The organism is Stenotrophomonas maltophilia group sp. Smal32, assembly GCF_030237085.1.
GTDB classification, from domain to species: Bacteria; Pseudomonadota; Gammaproteobacteria; order Xanthomonadales; family Xanthomonadaceae; genus Stenotrophomonas; species Stenotrophomonas maltophilia_Q.
Genome location: NZ_JASJSI010000075.1, coordinates 1 through 19,326, shown reverse-complemented (window position 1 = coordinate 19,326; position 19,326 = coordinate 1). Strand labels below are relative to the sequence as shown.

At 66.9% G+C, this 19,326-nt stretch carries 23 protein-coding genes and 1 tRNA gene; 9 read left to right on the top strand and 15 right to left on the bottom strand.

The features are described from left to right. Positions 1-277 precede the first annotated feature (277 nt). The 4 genes from QRO91_RS16280 to QRO91_RS16265 all read left to right on the top strand — a co-directional run bounded on the left by QRO91_RS16280 (position 278) and on the right by QRO91_RS16265 (position 4,176). On the top strand, positions 278-661 hold the full coding sequence (locus tag QRO91_RS16280) for a CopL family metal-binding regulatory protein (protein ID WP_197619921.1): 384 nt from the start codon (positions 278-280) through the stop codon (positions 659-661). 75 nt (positions 662-736) lie between these two features. After that, positions 737-2,536, top strand: a complete 1,800-nt coding sequence (locus QRO91_RS16275) for a copper resistance system multicopper oxidase (RefSeq protein ID WP_197619922.1) — start codon at positions 737-739, stop codon at positions 2,534-2,536. Then, positions 2,533-3,582, top strand: coding sequence for a copper resistance protein B (locus QRO91_RS16270; RefSeq protein WP_197619923.1), 1,050 nt, complete (start codon positions 2,533-2,535; stop codon positions 3,580-3,582). The genes QRO91_RS16275 and QRO91_RS16270 overlap by 4 nt, the downstream gene beginning before the upstream one ends. Positions 3,583-3,663: 81 nt before the next feature. Further along, positions 3,664-4,176, top strand: coding sequence for a GNAT family N-acetyltransferase (locus QRO91_RS16265; RefSeq protein ID WP_197619924.1), 513 nt, complete (start codon positions 3,664-3,666; stop codon positions 4,174-4,176). Between the two features lie 53 nt (positions 4,177-4,229). On the opposite strand, the gene QRO91_RS16260 is transcribed toward QRO91_RS16265, so the two are convergent. After that, entirely contained in the window at positions 4,230-4,556 is a 327-nt protein-coding gene (locus QRO91_RS16260) for a zf-TFIIB domain-containing protein (protein WP_049428698.1), read from the bottom strand. 150 nt (positions 4,557-4,706) lie between these two features. Here QRO91_RS16260 and QRO91_RS16255 point away from each other — a divergent pair, with 150 nt between their 5' ends. Beyond that, on the top strand, positions 4,707-5,474 hold the full coding sequence (locus tag QRO91_RS16255) for a type II CAAX prenyl endopeptidase Rce1 family protein (protein WP_197619925.1): 768 nt from the start codon (positions 4,707-4,709) through the stop codon (positions 5,472-5,474). 92 nt (positions 5,475-5,566) lie between these two features. Next, a complete protein-coding gene (locus QRO91_RS16250; protein ID WP_197619926.1) occupies positions 5,567-5,989 on the top strand; it encodes a response regulator in 423 nt (140 codons plus the stop codon). A 15-nt stretch (positions 5,990-6,004) separates the two neighbouring features. On the opposite strand, the gene QRO91_RS16245 is transcribed toward QRO91_RS16250, so the two are convergent. The 3 genes from QRO91_RS16245 to QRO91_RS16235 all read right to left on the bottom strand — a co-directional run bounded on the left by QRO91_RS16245 (position 6,005) and on the right by QRO91_RS16235 (position 8,367). Next, positions 6,005-6,943 (bottom strand): alpha/beta hydrolase, encoded by a 939-nt coding sequence (locus tag QRO91_RS16245; RefSeq protein ID WP_197619927.1) that lies wholly within the window; start codon positions 6,941-6,943, stop codon positions 6,005-6,007. An 83-nt stretch (positions 6,944-7,026) separates the two neighbouring features. Beyond that, positions 7,027-7,878 (bottom strand): alpha/beta hydrolase, encoded by an 852-nt coding sequence (locus tag QRO91_RS16240; protein WP_197651098.1) that lies wholly within the window; start codon positions 7,876-7,878, stop codon positions 7,027-7,029. A gap of 192 nt (positions 7,879-8,070) precedes the next feature. After that, on the bottom strand, positions 8,071-8,367 hold the full coding sequence (locus QRO91_RS16235) for a hypothetical protein (RefSeq protein ID WP_197619929.1): 297 nt from the start codon (positions 8,365-8,367) through the stop codon (positions 8,071-8,073). 259 nt (positions 8,368-8,626) lie between these two features. Between QRO91_RS16235 and QRO91_RS16230 the strand changes: the two genes are divergently transcribed. Together QRO91_RS16230 and QRO91_RS16225 are read left to right on the top strand one after the other, a co-directional pair. After that, on the top strand, positions 8,627-8,983 hold the full coding sequence (locus tag QRO91_RS16230; RefSeq protein WP_197619930.1) for a hypothetical protein: 357 nt from the start codon (positions 8,627-8,629) through the stop codon (positions 8,981-8,983). Between the two features lie 83 nt (positions 8,984-9,066). After that, entirely contained in the window at positions 9,067-9,384 is a 318-nt protein-coding gene (locus QRO91_RS16225) for a hypothetical protein (protein WP_049428710.1), read from the top strand. A gap of 71 nt (positions 9,385-9,455) precedes the next feature. Here QRO91_RS16225 and QRO91_RS16220 read toward each other — a convergent pair. After that, positions 9,456-9,531 (bottom strand) — tRNA-Lys (locus QRO91_RS16220). Between the two features lie 178 nt (positions 9,532-9,709). Here QRO91_RS16220 and QRO91_RS16215 point away from each other — a divergent pair. Further along, positions 9,710-10,708 (top strand): DUF2268 domain-containing putative Zn-dependent protease, encoded by a 999-nt coding sequence (locus QRO91_RS16215; RefSeq protein ID WP_049428711.1) that lies wholly within the window; start codon positions 9,710-9,712, stop codon positions 10,706-10,708. 64 nt (positions 10,709-10,772) lie between these two features. On the opposite strand, the gene queC is transcribed toward QRO91_RS16215, so the two are convergent. From queC to ruvB, 10 genes are all read right to left on the bottom strand, one after another. Further along, positions 10,773-11,438, bottom strand: a complete 666-nt coding sequence (queC, locus tag QRO91_RS16210) for a 7-cyano-7-deazaguanine synthase QueC (RefSeq protein WP_043400548.1) — start codon at positions 11,436-11,438, stop codon at positions 10,773-10,775. 78 nt (positions 11,439-11,516) lie between these two features. Next, the gene (queE, locus tag QRO91_RS16205; protein ID WP_100443661.1) at positions 11,517-12,218 is read right to left on the bottom strand and encodes a 7-carboxy-7-deazaguanine synthase QueE; all 702 of its coding nucleotides are present in this window, start codon (positions 12,216-12,218) and stop codon (positions 11,517-11,519) included. A 206-nt stretch (positions 12,219-12,424) separates the two neighbouring features. Beyond that, positions 12,425-13,243 (bottom strand): tol-pal system protein YbgF, encoded by an 819-nt coding sequence (gene ybgF, locus QRO91_RS16200; protein ID WP_285310472.1) that lies wholly within the window; start codon positions 13,241-13,243, stop codon positions 12,425-12,427. 3 nt (positions 13,244-13,246) lie between these two features. Further along, on the bottom strand, positions 13,247-13,765 hold the full coding sequence (gene pal, locus QRO91_RS16195) for a peptidoglycan-associated lipoprotein Pal (protein WP_005410748.1): 519 nt from the start codon (positions 13,763-13,765) through the stop codon (positions 13,247-13,249). 64 nt (positions 13,766-13,829) lie between these two features. Further along, positions 13,830-15,149, bottom strand: a complete 1,320-nt coding sequence (tolB, locus tag QRO91_RS16190; protein ID WP_032128528.1) for a Tol-Pal system beta propeller repeat protein TolB — start codon at positions 15,147-15,149, stop codon at positions 13,830-13,832. Positions 15,150-15,433: 284 nt separating this feature from the next. Next, positions 15,434-16,489, bottom strand: a complete 1,056-nt coding sequence (tolA, locus tag QRO91_RS16185; RefSeq protein ID WP_049428717.1) for a cell envelope integrity protein TolA — start codon at positions 16,487-16,489, stop codon at positions 15,434-15,436. Then, complete coding sequence (gene tolR, locus QRO91_RS16180; RefSeq protein WP_005410751.1) at positions 16,479-16,907, bottom strand: protein TolR; 429 nt, start codon at positions 16,905-16,907, stop codon at positions 16,479-16,481. The genes tolA and tolR overlap by 11 nt, the downstream gene beginning before the upstream one ends. Before the next feature lie 24 nt (positions 16,908-16,931). Continuing rightward, positions 16,932-17,711: a protein TolQ gene (gene tolQ, locus QRO91_RS16175; RefSeq protein ID WP_006438802.1), complete on the bottom strand. Its 780-nt coding sequence runs from the start codon at positions 17,709-17,711 to the stop codon at positions 16,932-16,934. Between the two features lie 10 nt (positions 17,712-17,721). Continuing rightward, positions 17,722-18,153, bottom strand: coding sequence for a tol-pal system-associated acyl-CoA thioesterase (ybgC, locus tag QRO91_RS16170; protein ID WP_049428719.1), 432 nt, complete (start codon positions 18,151-18,153; stop codon positions 17,722-17,724). Continuing rightward, the gene (gene ruvB / locus QRO91_RS16165; RefSeq protein ID WP_005410754.1) at positions 18,143-19,183 is read right to left on the bottom strand and encodes a Holliday junction branch migration DNA helicase RuvB; all 1,041 of its coding nucleotides are present in this window, start codon (positions 19,181-19,183) and stop codon (positions 18,143-18,145) included. The genes ybgC and ruvB overlap by 11 nt, the downstream gene beginning before the upstream one ends. Positions 19,184-19,326 lie beyond the last annotated feature (143 nt).

The following is a 19,326-nucleotide window of genomic DNA, read 5'->3' as shown; positions in this document are numbered from 1 at the left end:
CAAAAACCCCCCTCCATCGGTGTAGAAGTTGGACGGTGCGGGTGGATGGGCGGCCACCACGGTCCCCCGTCCGGCCCCCCGCTGGTGTTTTTCGGTGCTTTATAATGGTTCCCCAAACCCGCCGATGAGCCCCCGGAACGGCCGCCCCCCCGGGGGGGGGGGGGGGGGGGCCGCCCCGGGGGGGGGGGGCCGCGCCTCTACACTGGAGCAGGTCCAACCTTGAACCAGCCATTCAGCCGGAAGTGCATCCACGGCTGCTTGCGGCTAGATTAGCGCCATGTCCCTCGCCTCGACCCTTCTCCGTGTCGTGCTCATGCTCAGCCTGTTGCTCAACGGGCTGAACGCGGCCATGGCCAGCGGTCACGAGGAAATGGGGCGGATGGCCCATGCCATGGCCGCCACGCTTGGAGGCGGCGATGCCGACTGCCACCACCACGCCGCCATGCAGGCCGACGAGGCCCCGCAGGCCAAGGCCCCCGCCCACGACGCCCACTGCCAGATCAAGGACTGCGTGCGCAGTTGCGCCCAGCACCCGCTGCTGGTGGTGCAGCCGTTGCCGTACCTGGCAGGCCCGGCGTTGTCGCTGGCACCACAGCCGATGCCGGCCACCGGCCTGCCGGCGCCGCCGCTGCCGCCCATCTCACGCCCTCCCATCGGCTGATTCCCCACGCAGCGTGCGCGCTGCGCACCGGAGCCGGCGACCTGCCGGCGTCTTTCCGTGTCTGGAGTCATCCTCATGAATACCCGTAATCCCCCCGGCCCGGGCGCCCTGCCCATGCCGTCGCGCCGCCTGTTTGTGCAGGGCCTGGCCGCCGGTGGCGTGGTCGCCGGCATCGCCGCCGTCGGTGTGCCGCAGCGCGCGCTTGCCGCGGCCACAGCCACCCCACGCCTGGCCGGCGCCCCGGCCGTGCTCAGTGATACCCGTCTGGAAATGTCCATCGGCGAATCGCTGGCCAACTTCACCGGCCGCACCCGTCCGGCGATCACCGTCAACGGCTCGCTACCCGCGCCGATCCTGCGCTGGCGCGAAGGCCAGACGGTGGATCTGTTCGTGCGCAACACGCTGGACCGCCACCCGACCTCGATCCACTGGCACGGCATCCTGCTGCCGGCCAACATGGACGGGGTGCCCGGCCTGAGTTTCAACGGCATCGGCCCCGGCGAAACCTACCATTACCACTTCGACCTCAAGCAGTCGGGCACCTACTGGTACCACAGCCACTCGATGTTCCAGGAGCAGGCCGGCCTGTATGGCGCGCTGATCATCGACCCGGCCGAACCGGCGCCGTACCACCACGACCGCGAGCACGTGATCATGCTCTCGGACTGGACCGACATGGATCCGGGCGCGCTGTTCCGGCGCATGAAGAAGCTCGCCGAGCACGACAACTACTACAAGCGCACCCTGCCCGACTTCCTGCGTGACGTGAAGCGCGACGGCTGGTCGGCCGCGCTGTCCGACCGTGGCATGTGGGGACGGATGCGGATGACGCCGACCGACATCTCCGACATCAACGCGCACACCTACACCTACCTGATGAACGGCACCGCGCCGGCCGGCAACTGGACCGGGCTGTTCCGCAGCGGCGAGAAGGTGCTGCTGCGCTTCATCAACGGCGCCTCGATGACCTACTTCGATGTGCGCATCCCCGGCCTGAAGATGACCGTGGTCGCCGCCGACGGCCAGTACATCCATCCGGTCAGCATTGACGAGTTCCGCATCGCCCCGGCCGAAACCTACGACGTGCTGGTGGAACCGAGTGGGCAGGACGCCTTCACCATCTTCTGCCAGGACATGGGCCGCACCGGCTTTGCCGCCGGCACGCTGGCGGTGCGCCACGGGCTGCAGGCACCGATTCCCGCACGCGACCCGCGCCCGCTGCTGACGATGAGCGACATGGGCCACGACATGGGGGGCGGACATGCGGGGCACGACATGTCCGCGATGATGGGCATGGACCATGGCAGCATGGACCACAGCGCACATGGCGGCGGCACTACCGCCAGCAAGGCACCGAAGCATCCGGCCAGCGAGCGCAACAACCCGCTGGTGGACATGCAGAGTTCGGCCACCGAACCGAAGCTGGACGACCCCGGCATCGGCCTGCGTGACAACGGCCGCCAGGTGCTGACCTATGGCGCGATGCGCAGCCTGTTCGAAGACCCGGATGGTCGCGAGCCCAGCCGCGAAGTCGAGTTGCACCTGACCGGTCACATGGAGAAATTCTCCTGGTCGTTCGACGGCATTCCGTTTGCCAGCGCCGAACCACTACGGCTGAACTACGGCGAGCGCATGCGCATCGTGCTGGTCAACGACACCATGATGCAGCACCCGATCCACCTGCACGGCGTGTGGAGCGATCTGGAGAACGCACAGGAGGAATTCCAGGTCCGCAAGCACACCATCGACATGCCGCCGGGCACCCGCCGCAGCTACCGCGTGCGCGCCGATGCCCTCGGCCGCTGGGCCTACCACTGCCATCTGCTGTACCACATGGAAGCCGGCATGATGCGCGAAGTGAGGATCGAAGAATGAGCCGCTCACTGCTTTCCCCCAGCCTGCTGGCCCTGGGCCTGGCCACCGCACTGCCGGTGTTTGCGCAATCGCATGCCGGGCATGACATGGGCACGATGGACGTGCCTGCGAAGGCCGCGAAGACCGCGAAGACCCCGGCCGAACCGGTCGATCATTCAACGATGGATCATTCGAAGATGGACATGGACGCGGCAGATCACGCCGACATGGACCACTCAACGATGGACCACTCGAAGATGGACCATGGCGCGATGCAGCCGGCGACGATGGGCCATTCCAAGATGGATCACTCCAGCATGGATCACGCGGCGATGGGTCACGGCACGCCCGCACTGACCGAACCGCGCGAACCGATCCCGGTCCCGACCGATGCCGACCGCGCCGCCGCGTTCCCGCCGATCGCGCATGGCGCGATGGAACACGCGCCGGGGATCAACAGCCTGCTGCTGATCGACCGCCTCGAACACTGGGACGGCAAGAGCAGCAACGGCCAGGCCTGGGAGGCTACCGGCTGGATCGGCGGCAACATCAACCGCCTGTGGCTGCGCACCGATGGCGAACGCAGCCGTGGCCGCACCGAGTCTTCATCGCTGGAGGCCCTGTACGGCCGTAGCGTGTCGCCGTGGTGGGACGTGCTGGTCGGCGTGCGCCAGGACTTCCGCCCCGCCGACTCGCGCACCTGGGCGGCCCTTGGCATCCAGGGCCTGGCGCCGTACAAATTCGAGAGCTCGGCCACGCTGTACATGGGCTCCGGTGGCCAGGTGCTGGCCAAGGCCGAAGTCGAGTACGACGTGCTGCTGACCAACCGGCTGATCCTGCAGCCGCTGCTGGAAGCCACGGTGGCGGCCAAGGACGAGCCGGAGTACGGCATCGGCCGCGGCCTGAACAAGGTCGAAGCCGGGCTGCGCCTGCGCTATGAGTTCAGCCGCCGCTTCGCGCCGTACATCGGCATCAGCCACGAACGCAGCTTCGGCGACACCGCCGACTATGCCGGCGACCACGCACGCGATACGCGCTGGGTGGCCGGCGTCCGCATGTGGTTCTGATCAGCGTATTGTGAGCAACCGCCAGCCCCGGCAGCCGCCGGGGCCGGCTACACTGCGCCACGTTCCAATGCAGGCTCCGCCATGTCGCTGCAGATCCGCCGCGCCACCCTCGCCGATGTCGACGCGCTGTCGGCCATCGCCATCACCACCTACAACGAAACCTGGGGCGACTCCTACCCGGCGCAGGAGCTGCAGGATTTCCTGCAGGCGCACTACAGCAGCGAACCGCAGCGCGCCGAACTGTCCGACCCGCGCAGTGCGATCTGGCTGCTGATGGACGGCGACGCCGTGGTCGGCTATCTGGCGGCCGGTGCCAACACCCTGCCACACGCCGAGGCGCGCGAGGGCGACATCGAACTGAAGCGTTTCTACATCCTGGCCGACCATCAGAACGGCGGCCACGGCGCGCGCCTGATGCAGGCGTTCATGGACTGGCTGGACCACCCGCAGCGCCGCACCCTGTGGGTGGGCGTGTGGGAAGAGAACTTCGGCGCACAGCGCTTCTACGCGCGCTACGGCTGCAGCAAGGTTGGCGAGTACGAGTTCATCGTCGGCGACACCCACGACCGCGAGTTCATCCTGCGCCGGCCGTGAGCATGCGGCCCCTGTAGAGTCGAGCATGGCTCGACTGTACAAAAGCAACGCGCCTAGAAGTCGAACAACTCCGACAGGAAGCTGTCCTTCTTCTTTTTCTTGTAGCCGTGGCCGTACTGCTGGCCGCGGTTGTCCTCGTAGCGCTGGCCAAGGTGGCGGGTATCGCGATGCATCACCGGCGGCGGCGCAGCGGCCGGCTGTGCCTGCACCGGCGCAGGCGGCGGTACCGTTGCACTGGCACCAGCACCGGCGCGCTCGATGATCTTGTCCAGCTCGCCACGATCCAGCCACACGCCGCGGCAGCTCGGGCAGTAATCGATCTCGATGCCATGGCGCTCGGCCATCTGCAGGGTCTGGGTCTTGCACACGGGGCACAGCATCGGCATTGCTCCTGTCGGTCTGGCTTCGACTCTACCTGCACTGCGATGACTGTGCGGCAACGCATGACCGATGGCACAGGGACTTCCGGCGCGTGCCAGCGTCCCTCGCCACCTTCCACACTGCACGCTGGTTCCGCAGGGAGTGCGCGCATGACCATTCTTTCCCGCCTGCCCAACGCCGTGCGATGGGTGCTGGTGCTGCTCGGCGTCGGCGTTGGCCTGAATCTGCGCGATATCGCGGCTGCCGCAGGCACGCCGATTCCCGCCTTGCCTATGCCCTACGGCGGCAGCCTGCTCGACAACGCACTGGCCGTGCTGCTGGCGCTGCTGCTGGCCGCACTGCTGCGCCCGCGTGGGGAGGGCCTGATGGCCAGCCTGGGGCTGCGCGGCAACGGCTGGCGCGGCCCGTTGTGGGTGTTGCTGGCCAGCCTGCCCTGCTGGCTGGGACTGGCGCTGCTGGGCACGCCCAACACCGCACTGACCGCACTGGATGCAACGACGCTCGCCGTGCTGTTCCCGCTGGCCGAGGAAGTGCTGTTCCGCGGCCTTGGCTTCGTGCTGCTGGTGAAGCTCATGCGCGGCCCGTGGGCCCTGCTTGCGCTGCCGCAGGCGCTGCTGTTCGGCTGGGTGCACTGGCTCGGCTTCGGTGGATTCGACGGCGGCGGCACCGCCCTGTTCGTCGGCGCGGTGATCGCACTGGGCGGCTTCATCTTCGCCTGGCTGGACCATCTGGATGGCGACACCCTGTGGTGCGGCCTGGTGCTGCACGTGTCGATGAACCTGGCCTGGAATGTGTTCAGCCTCGATGACACCGTCGCGCTCGGCTGGCAGGCCACCAGCCTGCGCATAGGCACCGCGCTGCTGGCGGTAGCGGTACTGGCCTGGCAGGTACGCCAGCGGCGCCAGCGCCCGCTGTAACGCCCACTTAGCCTGGCGTGCACGCCGGGATCACCCCCGGCTTGCGCATACTTGCGCGCCTTTTCATTGCTGCTTTCCGGAGCTGTAGCGTCATGTTGCTGTCCAAGCGCCACGTTGAACCCCGCGTCCTGCTGATCGAGGACGCCGAGGAAACCCGCGAGCTGAGCCGTCTTGCGCTGGAAAGCCAAGCCTGCCACGTGGTGGGCGTGAGCTCTGCCGAAGCGGCATTGGGCCTTCTGGCCGCTGGTGAGCGTTTTGACCTGCTGTTCACCGACGTCAACCTGGGTGCGATCAGCGGTATTGAAGCTGCCAACCAGGTGCGCGGGCTATATCCGCAACTGCCGATCCTGGTGACCTCGGGCATGGACCAGCATCAGGTGCTGCCGCAGCTGCGCGATGGCATCCATTTCCTGCCCAAACCGTACAACATGAGCGAGCTGCTCGACGCCATCCGGCTGTGCTTCCGGCACGCCGATGTGGGCGTGTTGACCCAGCCGGATGCACAGGCGGCGTGAGGCGTTCATCCACCATCAACCGCTGCTGTACGGTCCGGTACCCGGGAACACCTTCAGCAGCGCGCGGGTGATCATGTCCGGGTAGACCGTGAAGTGATCTTCGTCATCGATCACCATGTTCTCCACCTTCAACGATCGCCCGCTGTTGCGCAGCTGCTCGGCGAATTCGGCGTTGTGGCGCAGCATGTCGTTGCGGGTGAAGTAACGCGGTTCGGGCTTGACCGTTTCAAAGCTGCCCACCGACAGCACCACCGTGGTCGGCTGCGCCGGCGCCTTGGCTTCGGCCTGCATGCGCGGCACCCGATGGTCATCGAACCACAGCGACGGACTGGACAGGATGTAGGTGCGGAACATGTCCGGGCGCGTGGTCAGCACATAGGCGCCGAACAGGCCACCATAGGAATGACCCGCATAGGCGCGCCGCGCCGGATCAGTGCGGTAGCGCGCATCGATCATCGGCAGCACCTGCTCAGCGAGGAAATCGCGGTAGTGCGCCGCGCCGCCGTAGCTGACGTCATCGCTGTAGTCACGCGGATCGGTACGCGCCGGGTCGCTGGGCGTGTAATCGCGCGAGCGGCTCTGCTTGGACGTCAGGCCCTCCTGCGGCGGCAGCCCGACCAGGATGAAATCCTCCAGGTTCACGCCCTTCTGCCCCACCATGTTGCGCACGCTGCGCACCAGCGGGAAGCTGTACAGCGCATCCGTCACGTACAGCACCGGATAGTGCTTTTCCGGATGTGCGGCGTAGTCGGACGGCAACGCCACCCAGACCGGATAATCGCGGCCGACCGGGTCGTGCACGCGCAGCGCTTCGGTATCCGGCAGTACCACGCCCGGCGCAGCGGCGGCCGGGCTCTCCTTCGCTTCACTCTGCGCTGCCGGCGGCGCCACCGACATCGCACAGCCACTCACGGCCAGGCAGGCCGCCACACTCCATCCACGCACACGCTGCATCCACACTCTCCCGTTGCGGGCGGCGCACCGGATGGCGCCGCTGCCGCATCCTTGCATGGTGCGCAACCCGCTGCCAGTGCGGGTCAGGGCGAGGCCGGCGGCGGCGCCGGGAACAGCGTGCGCAGCGCCTGCAACGCGGCCGGATGATAGATCGTGGCGTGGGTTTCTTCCGGCAGAGGAAGGTACTTCACCAGCGGGGATGGCGACGCCTGTTGCAGCAGCGTTGCCAGTTGCGCGGCAGAGGCTGCAAGCTCCGGCTGCCCACTGCTGGCCAGGAACACGCGCGGCTGCGCACGCGTCACTGACGGCAGCTGCTTGGCCGCAGCACCCAGCATCGTGCCCCGGTTCCACCACAGGCTAGGGTCCAGCGCGATGTAGCTGTTGAACAGCGTCGGCTCCTGCAGCAGCGTTTCCACCACGAACAGGCCGGCCAGCGACTCGCCGATCAACGCACGCTCGTCGGTGGTCGGGTAGCGCTGGCGCACCTGTGGCATCAGTTCATCGCGCAGGAAGGTGCGGTAGGCCGCCGAGCCGCCGATGCGCGGCGCGATCTTCTGGTCCTGCGGGTCCTTGCTGGGGCCGGTCATGTCGCGGCGGCGCTCGGTGTTCTCGATGCCGACCAGCAGGAACGGACGCATGCTGCCATTGCCACTCAGCACCTGCACCAGGCCGGCCACGTGCAGGAAATCCTCACCGATGCCGCCGTCGGGCATGTAGAGCACCGGCAGCGGCGTTTTCGGGTCAAGGCCCCACGGCTGCGGGCGGTAGACGTTGATGCGACGGTTCTCGCCCAGCGCCTTCGATTCGAGGGTGAAGGTTTCGCCGATCACCAGCGGGGTTGCGGCCGCTGATTGTGCGGACGGCGCCGGTTCGGCGGCCATCAACGGCGTAGCGGAGACGGTGGACAACAACAGCGACAGCATGATCAAGCGCATGGGATGGCCCCTCCCGGGAAAGAGGCCGAGCATAGCGCCCTGCCGCAGGCATTGGCGGCTTCGGCACGCTCACCACCCCTGCCAGATGCGTAGATCCACGCCAAGCGTGGATGGACCACTGTAGAGCCGAGCCCACGCTCGGCTAGGCCTTGGTGCAAACCGCAGCCGAGCATGGCTCGGCTCTACAACACCTCACCCAGGCGCGGACGCCAACACCTCGTTCGTCGCAAATGCACCGATATTTGAGGACATGACTCGCGGGTCGTGCCACCACTTCAGGCGATAATCACGCCAACTATCCACGTGATACATCACGGCATAGTCGCCGCCGCCAGCAGATTTCGACATTTTCCAACGCGATTGACTGAGCACTAGAACGAACACGTCGCGTGCTGTCGCTTGCTGCATCAGATGTGTCTGCGCCACCATCGCCGCGCGCCTGGGTACTGCATTTCTCTTCGGAGAATCCTCATTGAAATCCAAGCGCATGCGTAAACACCATGCTGCGCCACCGACAACGGGTGGCACCGGGCCTGCAAGCCCGTGATGACTGTAAGCATGTTGTTTGCGCTCACCCGCCGACACTGTCTCTGGACCGTGCCGGCGGGTGATCCGTCGGCCTTCATGGCGGGCGGTGCGTGGGGGTTTTCGGACCCGCCGGTTAACTGCTTACTGTCATCCCGGCTTGCAGCCACGCATCGCCCGCCCTGCGCGGTGGCATTCCCACCCCAGCGCCGAGGAAGCCGACATGACCCAGCGTCCGCCCTATGCTTCAGATGCCGCCAGCGTCAACGATGACGACGACAACCCTTCGCCCGAACTGAGCACCTTCCTGGGCTGCCTCAGACGCATCCGCGCGGGCGAAGGCGCCGATGGCTTGCCCTGGCCTGAAACCAGCCTTTCCGCAGGGCGCGGGGTTGCCCTGTCGCGGGTGGAACGGGCCGCCATCGGCATGCTGACCGTTGCGGAAATGCTGCACGCAGCCGACCGTTGTCGATCGATGGCAACGCCGGAACGCCATCTGGATGCAGGCGTGGTTGAAGGGCTGTTCTTTGGCTGCCGCAGCCTGGCCGAGCTGGTGTGCCGGGATGTGCGGCCGGAGTAGCCTCACCCTGCACCGCAAACCGGGCCATACTGGGGCCGGACCGGCCGGTACCGGGTCCCATCGAAACCTACAAGGAGGTTTGTATGTTGAATGTTGTGATCGTTGCCGCGCTGGCTGCTGGCCCCGCTGCGTCCGTACCGTATGCCGATTGCCTGCTGGGCAATATCCAGCCCGGACTGTCCGATCATGCAGTGCAACTGGTACAGCAGGCGTGTGCCGCAAAGCATCCAGACAGTTTCCTTGCCTCGCTGGAACTGGAACGCACCTACAGCGCCCAGCGGCAGGCGCGGTTCGATGCGGATCGTGCCGCGGCGGAGCGGGCCGCCAACGCCGCAGCCTCTGCCGCACAGGCAGCGGCGGAGCGCGAGACGGCGCGAGCGCAGGGTGCCAAGGCCAAGTAGGAGTTGGCACAAGCAACAAAAAAGGCACCGCTTGGCGGTGCCTTTTTGAATGACCTGGATCATTGATGCAATGGTGGGCCGTGTAGGATTCGAACCTACGACCAAAAGATTAAAAGTCTTCTGCTCTACCGACTGAGCTAACGGCCCATTGCACTGCCCCAGCCTTTCGGCGGGGTGGGCATTCTACCCTACTTTGTCCGATCGCGTGAAACCCCGGTGTGTCGAGGTTGCCGGCCAGCGGCCGGCTCTACCTCGATCTGGGCCGCGGGCTTAAACCTTCCGGGCCAACGTCGCATCTCAGCTGTGATCCATCGCGGAACTCCGGATGCGCCTGCCCTTCAGCCTCATTGCCGCCCTGCTGCTGCCCTGCGCGGCCCTGGCCGCCCCGTCCCAGGTGGTCACCGACGACATTGCCCGCTTCTGGGCCACCTACGATGCGGTGCGCGCCGAACCCGACGCCGAGCGCCAGGTGGCGCTGGTCCAGCAGCGCTACATCGATCCGGGCAGCCCGGGACTGCATGCGCTGATGCAGGTGCGCAACTACACCGCCCGCGAATACGCCGAGGCCATGAACGCGTGGCCGCGCTTCTGGACATCGGTGCGGCCGCTCACCGCCAACGCACAGCAGGCCAGTGCCTCGCTGGAGCGCGATCTGGCTGCGTTCCGTGCGCTCTACCCTGCCCTGCGCCCGGCCACCATCACCTATGCGGTGGGCGTGCTGCGCACCGGTGGCACCACGCTGGGCGACAAGGTGCTGCTTGGAGCGGAGATGGCGCTGGGCGATGAGCGCGTGGACGTGAGCGAGCTTCCGGAGAAGATGCGCGACCGCCTGCGGATCTTCTACGACAGCCGGCCGGGCGCGAACAACGCGCAGAACAACCTGCACGAGTACGTGCACACGCAGCAGCGTGAGACCACCGGCAGCCTGGCCCAGTACGCGGTGCGCGAGGGTGTGGCCGAGTATGTAGCAGAGCGGTTGAGTGGGCGTCGGCCGGCGTTGCCGCTGTACAGCTACGGGCCCGCGCATGAGGCGGACATCCGCACGCGTTTCATTGCCGAGATGGACGGCGGTAACCTCGACAACTGGCTCTACAACAGCGCCCGCAATCCGTTCGGGGTGAGTGATCTGGGGTACTACGCCGGGTATCGCATCGCACAGGAGTACATGCGGCGGCAGAAGGATGAGAAGGCTGGGATCGCGCGGATGATCGAGTTGGACTATGCCGATCCGAAGTCGGTGCGGGCCTTCATCGAGGCGTCGGGGTGGTTGCCTGATGAGGCTGCCGGCCAGCGGCCGGCACTACCAGACTCCAGCCGCCGGTAGCGCCGGGACAGAGAGTGCGAACCAACGGTTCGCACCCACCATCGGGGGCATCAGCCCCATCACCTCAGGCGTACAACGTGGGGTCCGGCACGCCGGCTTCGGTGAAGCCCTGCGCGCGCAGGCGGCAGGCGTCGCAGTGGCCGCAGGCGGCGCCGTTGGCGTCGGCGTTGTAGCAGGACACGGTCAGGCCGAAGTCCACGCCCAGGCGCACGCCTTCGCTGACGATCTGGCCCTTGCTGAGGAACTGCAGCGGGGCATGCACCTTGATGCCCGCGCCTTCCACGCCCGACTTGGTGGCCAGGTTGGCCAGCGCCTGGAACGCGGCCACGAACTCGGGGCGGCAGTCCGGGTAGCCGGAGTAGTCCACGGCGTTGACGCCGCAGAAGATGTCATTGGCACCGAGCACTTCGGCCCAGCCCAGGGCCAGCGACAGCATGATGGTGTTGCGCGCCGGCACGTAGGTGACCGGGATGCCGGCACCGCCGGCTTCGGGCACGTCGATGTCGTCGGTGAGTGCCGAGCCACCGATGCTGCGCAGGTCCACGTCCACGGTCTTGTGCGCGACCACGCCCTGGGCCTTGGCCACGCGGGCGGCGGCGTCCAGTTCGGAGGTGTGGCGCTGGCCATAGCGCACGCTCAGGGCATGCACGGCGAAGCCCTGTTCCTGGGCCATGGCGATGACGGCGGCTGAATCCATGCCGCCGGAGAGAAGCACGACTGCCTTCTTCATGGGTAAAACATCCGGTTGGGAGGGGAAAGCCAGCACGCTGTCCCGCGCCGGAGTTACATCAGGGAACGTTGCCTGGCCTCATCGGCCCGGCTCGTCGTTCCACAGGATTTTATGCAACTGCATCTGGAAGCGCACCGGCAGGCGGTCTTCGACGATCCAGTCGGCCAGCTGGCGCGCGGTGATCTCGCCCTTGCTGGGCGAGAAGAACACGGTGCAGCGCTTGACCAGATCGTGCTCGGCCAGCAGGGCCTTGGCCCAGTCGTAGTCTTCGCGGCTGCAGATGACGAACTTGATCTGGTCGCGGGCGGTCAGCAGCGGCAGGTTTTCCCAGCGGTTGCGCGCCACTTCGGCCGAACCCGGGGTCTTGATGTCGACTACGCGCGATACGCGCGGGTCCACCGCGCTGACATCCAGCGCGCCGGAGGTTTCCAGCGAGACGTCCATGCCGGCGTCGCACAGCTTCTGCAGCAACACCAGGCAGCGCTTCTGCGCCAGCGGCTCGCCGCCGGTCACGCAGACGTGGCGCACGCCCTGGGCCATCACCTCGGCCACGATGTCGTCGATGTCCCACCAGGTGCCGCCGTGGAAGGCGTAGGCGGTGTCGCAGTACTGGCAGCGCAGCGGGCAGCCGGTCAGGCGCACGAACACGGTCGGCCAGCCGGCGGTATCGGCTTCGCCCTGCAGCGAGGTGAAGATCTCGGTGATCTTCAGGCGCGGCAGCGGCGACTGCACGATGTCGCTGGGGGTGGCGACGGCGTTGGACGGGGTAACGGCGGTCATGGCGGGCACTTCTTGGTGGGACACGTGGCGGGTGGGCTACCGTGGCCGGTAACGAAAGCAGCCGAGCATGGCTCGGCTCTACAACTGCAACCGGACGGGCATGGCCCGGCGCTACCGGATCCGGGCGGGTTTGCCGATCCGGAAACGAAAGCAGCCGAGCATGGGCTCGGCTCTACAGGGCATCTATTGTACGCCCGGTCAGCGGATCAGCGGATCTGCTTGCCGAGGCGGATGGACTGCAGCCGGTCCTGGGCGGTGCGCGCGGCGTCCGAGCCCGGGTACTGCGCCACGACGGTCTCCAGCGTCTGCTGGGCCTGGTCGACCTTGCCCTCGCCATACTGCGAGAGGCCAACCTTGAGCAGGCCGCCAGCGGCCTTGTCGTGGGTCGGATAGCGCGCGAGCAGTTCACGGAACTGGGTCTCGGCCATCGGGAAATTGCGGGTGGCGTAGTAGCTCTCGCCCAGCCAGTACAGCGCGTTCGGCGCGTAGACGCCGTTCGGGTACAGCTGCAGGAAGCTCAGGAACAGCTGCGCAGAATCATCGTACTTGCCGGCCTTCAGCGAATCGAAGGCGACGTTGTAGGAGGTGCGCTCGTCGCCGGTGGCGGCAAGGCTGCCGGCATCACCATGGACGGAAGGCGGCCGCTCGGAAGTGGCCGCCGCTGCGGGTTTTGCCGGGGCCGGTGCGGCCTTCGGCGCGCTCGCCGGAACGGGCGGCAGGGCCGGGGCGGCATTGCCCCCTTCCAACCGGTTCAGGCGGCTGTCCAGATCCAGGTACTGGTCCTGGGCGGACTGCTTGAGCTGGGCGTTGTCGTGCTGCAACTGCTCGATCGAGGCCTGCAGGCTGGTGACCTGCTGCCGCAGCTGGTTGATCTGGTTCAACAGGTCCTGGTTGGCACTGTTGTTGTACATCTGCTGCTCGAGCGCGCCTACACGTTCAGCGAGGCTGTGTCGGTGTGCATGGGCCGGTGCGGCAGCCAGGAGGGGTGCCGCAACGACCAGCATCAGTTTGATGCCAATGCGCATGGATTACTGAGCGGTGTAGACGATTTCGACGCGACGGTTCTGCGACCAGCAGGACTCGTTCGACTCGGTGCAGACCGGACGCTCTTCACCGTAGGACACGACGGTCAGCTGCGAAGCCGAGCCACCGTTGGCCTGCAGGGCCGAGTTGACGCCGTTGCCACGACGCTCGCCCAGGGCCTGGTTGTACGCGCGCGAACCGCGCTCGTCGGTGTGACCCTGCAGGGTGATGCGCGAGGACGGACGGTCACGCAGGTACTTGGCGTGGCAAGCCATGATGGCCTGGAATTCCGGCTTCACGTCTTCCTTGTCCAGGTCGAAGTAGACAACGCGCTGGCGCAGGCAAGCGTCGGTGTCCAGGTCGCCCGGGCCGTACAGGCCCGAGGTCGACGGACCGGTCGGGGTGGTGGTCGAGGTGCCGGTGTCGACCGGGGCTGCCGGCTCTTCCTTCACCTTCTTCGAGCAACCGGCCAGGACGGCCACAGACAGCAGGGAAACAAGCAGAACGCGGGTGGACTTGTTCATGGCGATACCTTTGTGGCTCCTAGGCCGATGAGGGGTTCAAGACAACGAAAATATTAACACTCTTTTAGCGCTGGGTACGGTATGGGGACCATGCCGGTTCGCGCACATCACCATCGGCCAGGACCAGACGCTGGCGAACCCGCGCATCGGCCGAGACGGCATACAACACGCCACGCCCACCTTCGCGGGCGGCGTACAACACCATGCTTGCGTTGGGCGCAAAGCTCGGCGACTCATCCAGCGAACCCGGCGACAGCGTGCTCCAGCGCGGCGAACCCAGCGAGCTGTCCATCATCGCGATCTTGTAGCTGTTGCCCGAGCCCTGGGCGACGGCGATCTTCTTGCCGTCGTAGGACACCGAGGGCTTGGCATTGTAGTTGCCCTGGAAGGTCACGCGCTCGGCGCTGCCGCCGCCCGCACCCACCTTGTAGACCTGCGGACGGCCGCCGCGGTCGGAGGTGAAGTACACCGCGCTGCCATCCGGCGCCCAGGTCGGCTCGGTATCGATGGCGAAGTGGTTGGTCAGCTGGGTCAGCTGCTTGCTGCCCAGGTCCATCACGTAGATTTCCGGGTTGCCCGAACGCGACAGGGTCAGGGCCAGCTTGCGGCCGTCCGGCGAGAACGCCGGGGCGCTGTTGATGCCGCGGAAGCTGGTGACCAGCTCACGCGCGCCGGTGCCGATGTTCTGGATGTAGATGGCCGAATTGCCACGCTCGAAGCTGACGTAGGCCAGCTTGCTGCCATCCGGGCTCCACGACGGCGACAGCAGCGGCTCGGCCGAACGCACGATGGTCTGCGGGTTGTAGCCGTCGGAGTCGGCCACCATCAGCGCATAGCGCATGGCATCGCCCTTGCCGCTGGCGGTCACGTAGGCGATGCGGGTCCAGAAGGCGCCGCGCACACCGGTGATCTTTTCGTAGATGGCGTCGGCCATCTGGTGGGCAACGTCGCGCATGGCGTTGCCACGGGCGGTCATCGCCAGGCCCAGCAGGCGCTCCCCCTTGGGCACGTCGAACAGTTCGTACTCGACGCGGTAGGCGCCAGCCCCGGCGTCGAGCACGCGGCCGACCACGATGTAGTTCTGCTTCAGCGCGCGCCAGGTGGCGAACTGGATGTCGCCGCCGCGCACCGGCTTTTCGACGATCTGCGCTTCGGGCAGCGTACGGAACTGGCCCGAACGCTCCAGGTCGGCACGGACCACGCCAGCGACGTCGGTCTGCGGTGCAGCCGCCGAACCCTGATAGGGCATCGGCACGATGGTGATCGGCAGCGCGGAGGCATTGCCGCCGATGATGTCGATATCCAGCCCCTTCTGCTGCGCGACGGCAGCAAAGGGCAGCAACAGGGCCGCAAACACGGCAAGCCAGCGAGGCATCTTTTTCATGGAGCGCTCAATAGGGGGAAACCGGAACGAGGGATAACAAAGCGGAAGTGAACCGCTTCGCAATCATGAACCAAGGGTACGTGAATTCCGGGTCAGTTCCAGCCCGTCCTCTCACGCACCGTTAACGTCGTGGCTAACATCGCGCCCGCCTGCCCCGTCACGCCGCCCAGCGGGGCGGTGTTCGACAGCAGTCCACAGACTGCCCGACCGGAACCGGGCCGACCAGAGGCAGGCACGACAAACGTGGGCACGAGCGGCCGTGCTGGCCGCCCTGCCCGGCCGCCTCAGCGATCCTGGGCGGTAAAGGTGAAGTTGAGCGTGCGCGCGAATACCGACTCAAAGCCGCGATACGGCAGCGGCTGCGCGTTGAGCACAGCGGCCTCGATCGAACGCTTGCCGGCCTCGTCGTACGGGCAGTTCGGGCTGACCTTGGCCTGCATCACCGTGCCACCCGGAATCTGGGTAATGGTGATCTGGCAGCGCTGGCCCAGCGGCACCGTATCCGGGCGCACCCACTGCGACAGTACCTTGGCCTGGATCGCGGCTGCGTACTTGGCCGAAAGATCGTCGCTGTTGCCTCCACCACCGGCGGCCGGCTGGGACGCACCGCTGGCACCGGCGGCGGCACTGCCGGCAGCGTTGCGCGCGGCGGCCACCTGGCGCAGCTTCTGTTCGGCCAGCTTGGCTTCCTTCTCGGCCTGCTCGCGGCGGGCACGGATCTCGGCGATCTTCTTCTGCTTCTCGGCCTCGGCCTTGTCAGCGGCCACGCGCTCCTGCTCGGCCTGCTTCTTCTTCTCGTCCGCTTCCTGCTGCTTTGCCAGGCGCAGCTTCTGCTCCGCTTCTTCCTGGCGCTTGCGTTCGGTCAGGTCGATCTGCTCCTGGCGGCGCTTGGCTTCCTGCTCCTGCTTGGCCTTCTCCTGCGAGATGGCCAGCGCGCTCACCGCTTCCTGGTCCTTGGTGTCCGGCTGCGCGACGCGCTCCTGCGCCTGTTGCTGCTGCGGCGTGGGGGCGTCCTGCGGGCGCGGCTCGGGGATCGGCTGCGGCGGCGGAATGGTGTCTTCCGGCACTGGGACCGGCTCGGCCACCGGCGGCGGCAGGTCTTCCAGCTTTTCCGACTGCCGCAGGGCCTGGCGCGCAGCGGAGGCCTCGGACGCAGACAGCGCCAGGCTGGCCTCGACCGACGGATCACCGGCGGCGGCGTCGGTGTTGCGCTCGGGCGACCAGAACCAGGCCACGATGAAGACCAGCGCGACCAGCAGGTGCACCAGCAACGCCAGCGCCAGGGGCAGGCCCCAGCCGGGTTCGCGCTGCTGCGGGGGTGGCAGGGCGTCAGCGTGCATCGGTGGCCAGGCCTACCTTGTCTACCTTGGCGCGCTTGATCACATCCATCGCGGCGATGACCTTTTCATAGGCCACGGCACGGTCGGCGGCGACGATCACGCGCACGCCCTTGTCCTGGGCGGCGATGCCGGCCAGGCGGCCTTCCAGTTCCTCGGCCGACACGGCAGTCGGTTCCTTGGCATCGGGCAGCTTCAGGCTGAGCTGGCCGTCCTGGCGCACCGAGACGATCACCGGGTCCTGCTTGCTTTCCAGCGCCTTGGCGTTGGACTGCGGCAGGTCGACGTCGAAGCTCAGCGTGAGCAGCGGCGCAGTGACCATGAAGATGATCAGCAGCACCAGCATGACGTCGATGTAGGGAACGACGTTGATTTCCGATTTCAGCTTGCGGCGCTTGCGGCGACCGATGGCAGCGGACATGGCTTGGACTCCCGGGTCAGGCGCTTACTCGTCGCCAGCGCTCTGGCGCTGCAGGATGGAGCTGAACTCTTCGGCAAAGGTCTCGAACCGCACCGACATGCGCTCAACGCGGGTGGTGAAGCGGTTGTAGGCCCACACTGCCGGGATGGCCACGAACAGGCCGATGGCGGTGGCGAACAGCGCTTCGGAGATGCCCGGGGCAACGGCGGCGATGCCGGCCTGCGCACCGCTGCTGATCATGTCGTGCATGGTCACCATGATGCCGAACACGGTGCCGACCAGGCCTACGTACGGCGCGGTCGAGCCGATGTTGGCCAGCAGCTCCAGGTTACGCTCGAGCTGGTCCACTTCGCGGGTGTAGGTGGTGCGCATGGCACGCTGTGCGCCTTCCAGCTGCGCGCGGCCGTCCAGCCGGCGCTTGTCGCGCAGGCGGGTGTATTCGCGGAAACCGGCTTCGAAGATCGCTTCCAGGCCACCGACATTGCGGCTGCGGTCGGTGGCCGAGCTGTACAGCTTGCCCAGGTCGGCGCCGGACCAGAAGCGGTTCTCGAACTCGTCGGCTTCACGGGTGGCCTGCTTGAACACGCGGGCCTTGCGGAAAATGATCACCCAGCTGACGAACGAGCCGACCAGCAGCAGCAGCACGATGATCTTCACCGGCAGGCTGGCCTTGGCCATCAGCTCGAGGTAGTTGATGCCGCCGCCGGTGGTGGCCTGGGCAAGGGTCTGGGTCGCGGCGTTGCTGACATCGGCCGGCAGTGCCTCGGTGACCGTGGCCTGCAGGGCCAGGAGCGTTGCGATCATCCGTTGTTCCTCAAAGTTCGGATTCGGGGTGGAGGTGGGGTTGCAGCATGGCAAGGACGGCCTCGTCCATGCCACGCGGGCGGAAACTGGCCGCTTCCAGTGCGGCGATGCGGACCTGGGCCGACAGCAGCAGTTCGCCATCGCGCAGGATCTGCTGCTCGAAGACCATGCTGGCCTTCTTCAGCTGGACCAGGCGGGCGCTCACCTGCAGGGTGTCATCCAGCCGTGCCGGCCTGATGAAATCCATCTGCATCGAACGCACCGCGAAGATCATGCCGTGCTCGATGCGCATGCGCTCCTGGCCGTAGCCCAGCGCGCGCATCCATTCCGTCCGGGCCCGTTCCATGAAGGCCACGTACCGGGCGTGGTAGACCACGCCACCGGCATCGGTATCTTCCCAGTAAATGCGTGTCGGCCAACTGAATCGCGGCTCAACCGACATCGGGAACCTCGGCGAACAGGTCCTGCGGCGGGTTCTTGGGTTTCAGGCCCATGTGCCGGTAGGCCTTGTGCGTGGCCATGCGGCCACGCGCAGTGCGCACCAGGAAGCCCTGCTGGATCAGGTAGGGCTCGACCACGTCTTCCAGCGTGCCGCGCTCTTCGGACAGCGCCGCAGCCAGCGATTCGATGCCGACCGGGCCACCGTCGAAGTAGTCCACCATCGTTTTCAGCAGGCGCCGGTCAAGCTCGTCGAAGCCTTCCGGGTCGACCTTGAGCATCTTCATCGCGGCCTGGGCCACCGGCTCATCGATGTGGCCACCTGCCTTGACCTGCGCGTAGTCGCGCACGCGTCGCAGCAGGCGGTTGGCGATACGCGGGGTACCCCGCGCGCGGCGCGCGATCTCCCCTGCCCCATCGGCGGTGCAGTCGATGCCGAGGATGCTGGCGGAGCGGCGCACGATACGGGTCAGCTCCTCGACGCTGTAGAACTCCAGGCGCTGGACGATGCCGAAGCGGTCGCGCAGCGGCGCGGTCAGCAGGCCGGCGCGGGTGGTGGCGCCGATCAGGGTGAACGGCGGCAGGTCGATCTTGATCGAGCGCGCCGCGGGGCCCTCGCCGATCATGATGTCGATCTGGAAGTCTTCCATCGCCGGGTACAGCACTTCCTCGACCACCGGCGACAGGCGATGGATCTCGTCGATGAAGAGCACATCGTGTGGCTGCAGGTTGGTCAGCAGCGCGGCCAGGTCGCCGGCCTTCTCGATCACCGGGCCGGAGGTCACCCGCAGGGCCACGCCCAGTTCATTGGCGATGACATGACTGAGGGTGGTCTTGCCCAGGCCCGGCGGCCCGAAGATCAGCACGTGGTCGAGGGCGTCGCCACGCCCCTTGGCCGCCTGGATGTAGATCTCCATCTGCTCGCGCACCGGCACCTGGCCGAGGTAATCGGCAAGGCGCTTGGGGCGGATGCTGGCGTCGGCGGCGTCATCCTCGCGGGTGGCGCCGGCGCCGATGATGCGGTCGTCGGTCATGTGCTGATTATGCGGCAAAAGTACGGGTTTCGGCCGGGCTGCGCCCGGCACCCGCAGAGGCCGAAGCAACGGCAACAGCCGAAGCAAGAGCAGAAGCAGGGTTGCTGAGGGATGGCAGGGTGGGTCCGGCTGCGGGGGGGCCG

Bases quoted from the DNA above. Each gene is read 5' to 3' on its own strand.
- QRO91_RS16280 (WP_197619921.1), top strand. From the start codon at position 278: ATGTCCCTCGCCTCGACCCTTCTCCGTGTCGTGCTCATGCTCAGCCTG.
- QRO91_RS16275 (WP_197619922.1), top strand. From the start codon at position 737: ATGAATACCCGTAATCCCCCCGGCCCGGGCGCCCTGCCCATGCCGTCG.
- QRO91_RS16270 (WP_197619923.1), top strand. From the start codon at position 2,533: ATGAGCCGCTCACTGCTTTCCCCCAGCCTGCTGGCCCTGGGCCTGGCC.
- QRO91_RS16265 (WP_197619924.1), top strand. From the start codon at position 3,664: ATGTCGCTGCAGATCCGCCGCGCCACCCTCGCCGATGTCGACGCGCTG.
- QRO91_RS16260 (WP_049428698.1), bottom strand. From the start codon at position 4,556: ATGCTGTGCCCCGTGTGCAAGACCCAGACCCTGCAGATGGCCGAGCGC.
- QRO91_RS16255 (WP_197619925.1), top strand. From the start codon at position 4,707: ATGACCATTCTTTCCCGCCTGCCCAACGCCGTGCGATGGGTGCTGGTG.
- QRO91_RS16250 (WP_197619926.1), top strand. From the start codon at position 5,567: ATGTTGCTGTCCAAGCGCCACGTTGAACCCCGCGTCCTGCTGATCGAG.
- QRO91_RS16245 (WP_197619927.1), bottom strand. From the start codon at position 6,943: ATGCAGCGTGTGCGTGGATGGAGTGTGGCGGCCTGCCTGGCCGTGAGT.
- QRO91_RS16240 (WP_197651098.1), bottom strand. From the start codon at position 7,878: ATGCGCTTGATCATGCTGTCGCTGTTGTTGTCCACCGTCTCCGCTACG.
- QRO91_RS16235 (WP_197619929.1), bottom strand. From the start codon at position 8,367: ATGCGCTTGGATTTCAATGAGGATTCTCCGAAGAGAAATGCAGTACCC.
- QRO91_RS16230 (WP_197619930.1), top strand. From the start codon at position 8,627: ATGACCCAGCGTCCGCCCTATGCTTCAGATGCCGCCAGCGTCAACGAT.
- QRO91_RS16225 (WP_049428710.1), top strand. From the start codon at position 9,067: ATGTTGAATGTTGTGATCGTTGCCGCGCTGGCTGCTGGCCCCGCTGCG.
- QRO91_RS16215 (WP_049428711.1), top strand. From the start codon at position 9,710: ATGCGCCTGCCCTTCAGCCTCATTGCCGCCCTGCTGCTGCCCTGCGCG.
- queC (WP_043400548.1), bottom strand. From the start codon at position 11,438: ATGAAGAAGGCAGTCGTGCTTCTCTCCGGCGGCATGGATTCAGCCGCC.
- queE (WP_100443661.1), bottom strand. From the start codon at position 12,218: ATGACCGCCGTTACCCCGTCCAACGCCGTCGCCACCCCCAGCGACATC.
- ybgF (WP_285310472.1), bottom strand. From the start codon at position 13,243: ATGCGCATTGGCATCAAACTGATGCTGGTCGTTGCGGCACCCCTCCTG.
- pal (WP_005410748.1), bottom strand. From the start codon at position 13,765: ATGAACAAGTCCACCCGCGTTCTGCTTGTTTCCCTGCTGTCTGTGGCC.
- tolB (WP_032128528.1), bottom strand. From the start codon at position 15,149: ATGAAAAAGATGCCTCGCTGGCTTGCCGTGTTTGCGGCCCTGTTGCTG.
- tolA (WP_049428717.1), bottom strand. From the start codon at position 16,489: ATGCACGCTGACGCCCTGCCACCCCCGCAGCAGCGCGAACCCGGCTGG.
- tolR (WP_005410751.1), bottom strand. From the start codon at position 16,907: ATGTCCGCTGCCATCGGTCGCCGCAAGCGCCGCAAGCTGAAATCGGAA.
- tolQ (WP_006438802.1), bottom strand. From the start codon at position 17,711: ATGATCGCAACGCTCCTGGCCCTGCAGGCCACGGTCACCGAGGCACTG.
- ybgC (WP_049428719.1), bottom strand. From the start codon at position 18,153: ATGTCGGTTGAGCCGCGATTCAGTTGGCCGACACGCATTTACTGGGAA.
- ruvB (WP_005410754.1), bottom strand. From the start codon at position 19,183: ATGACCGACGACCGCATCATCGGCGCCGGCGCCACCCGCGAGGATGAC.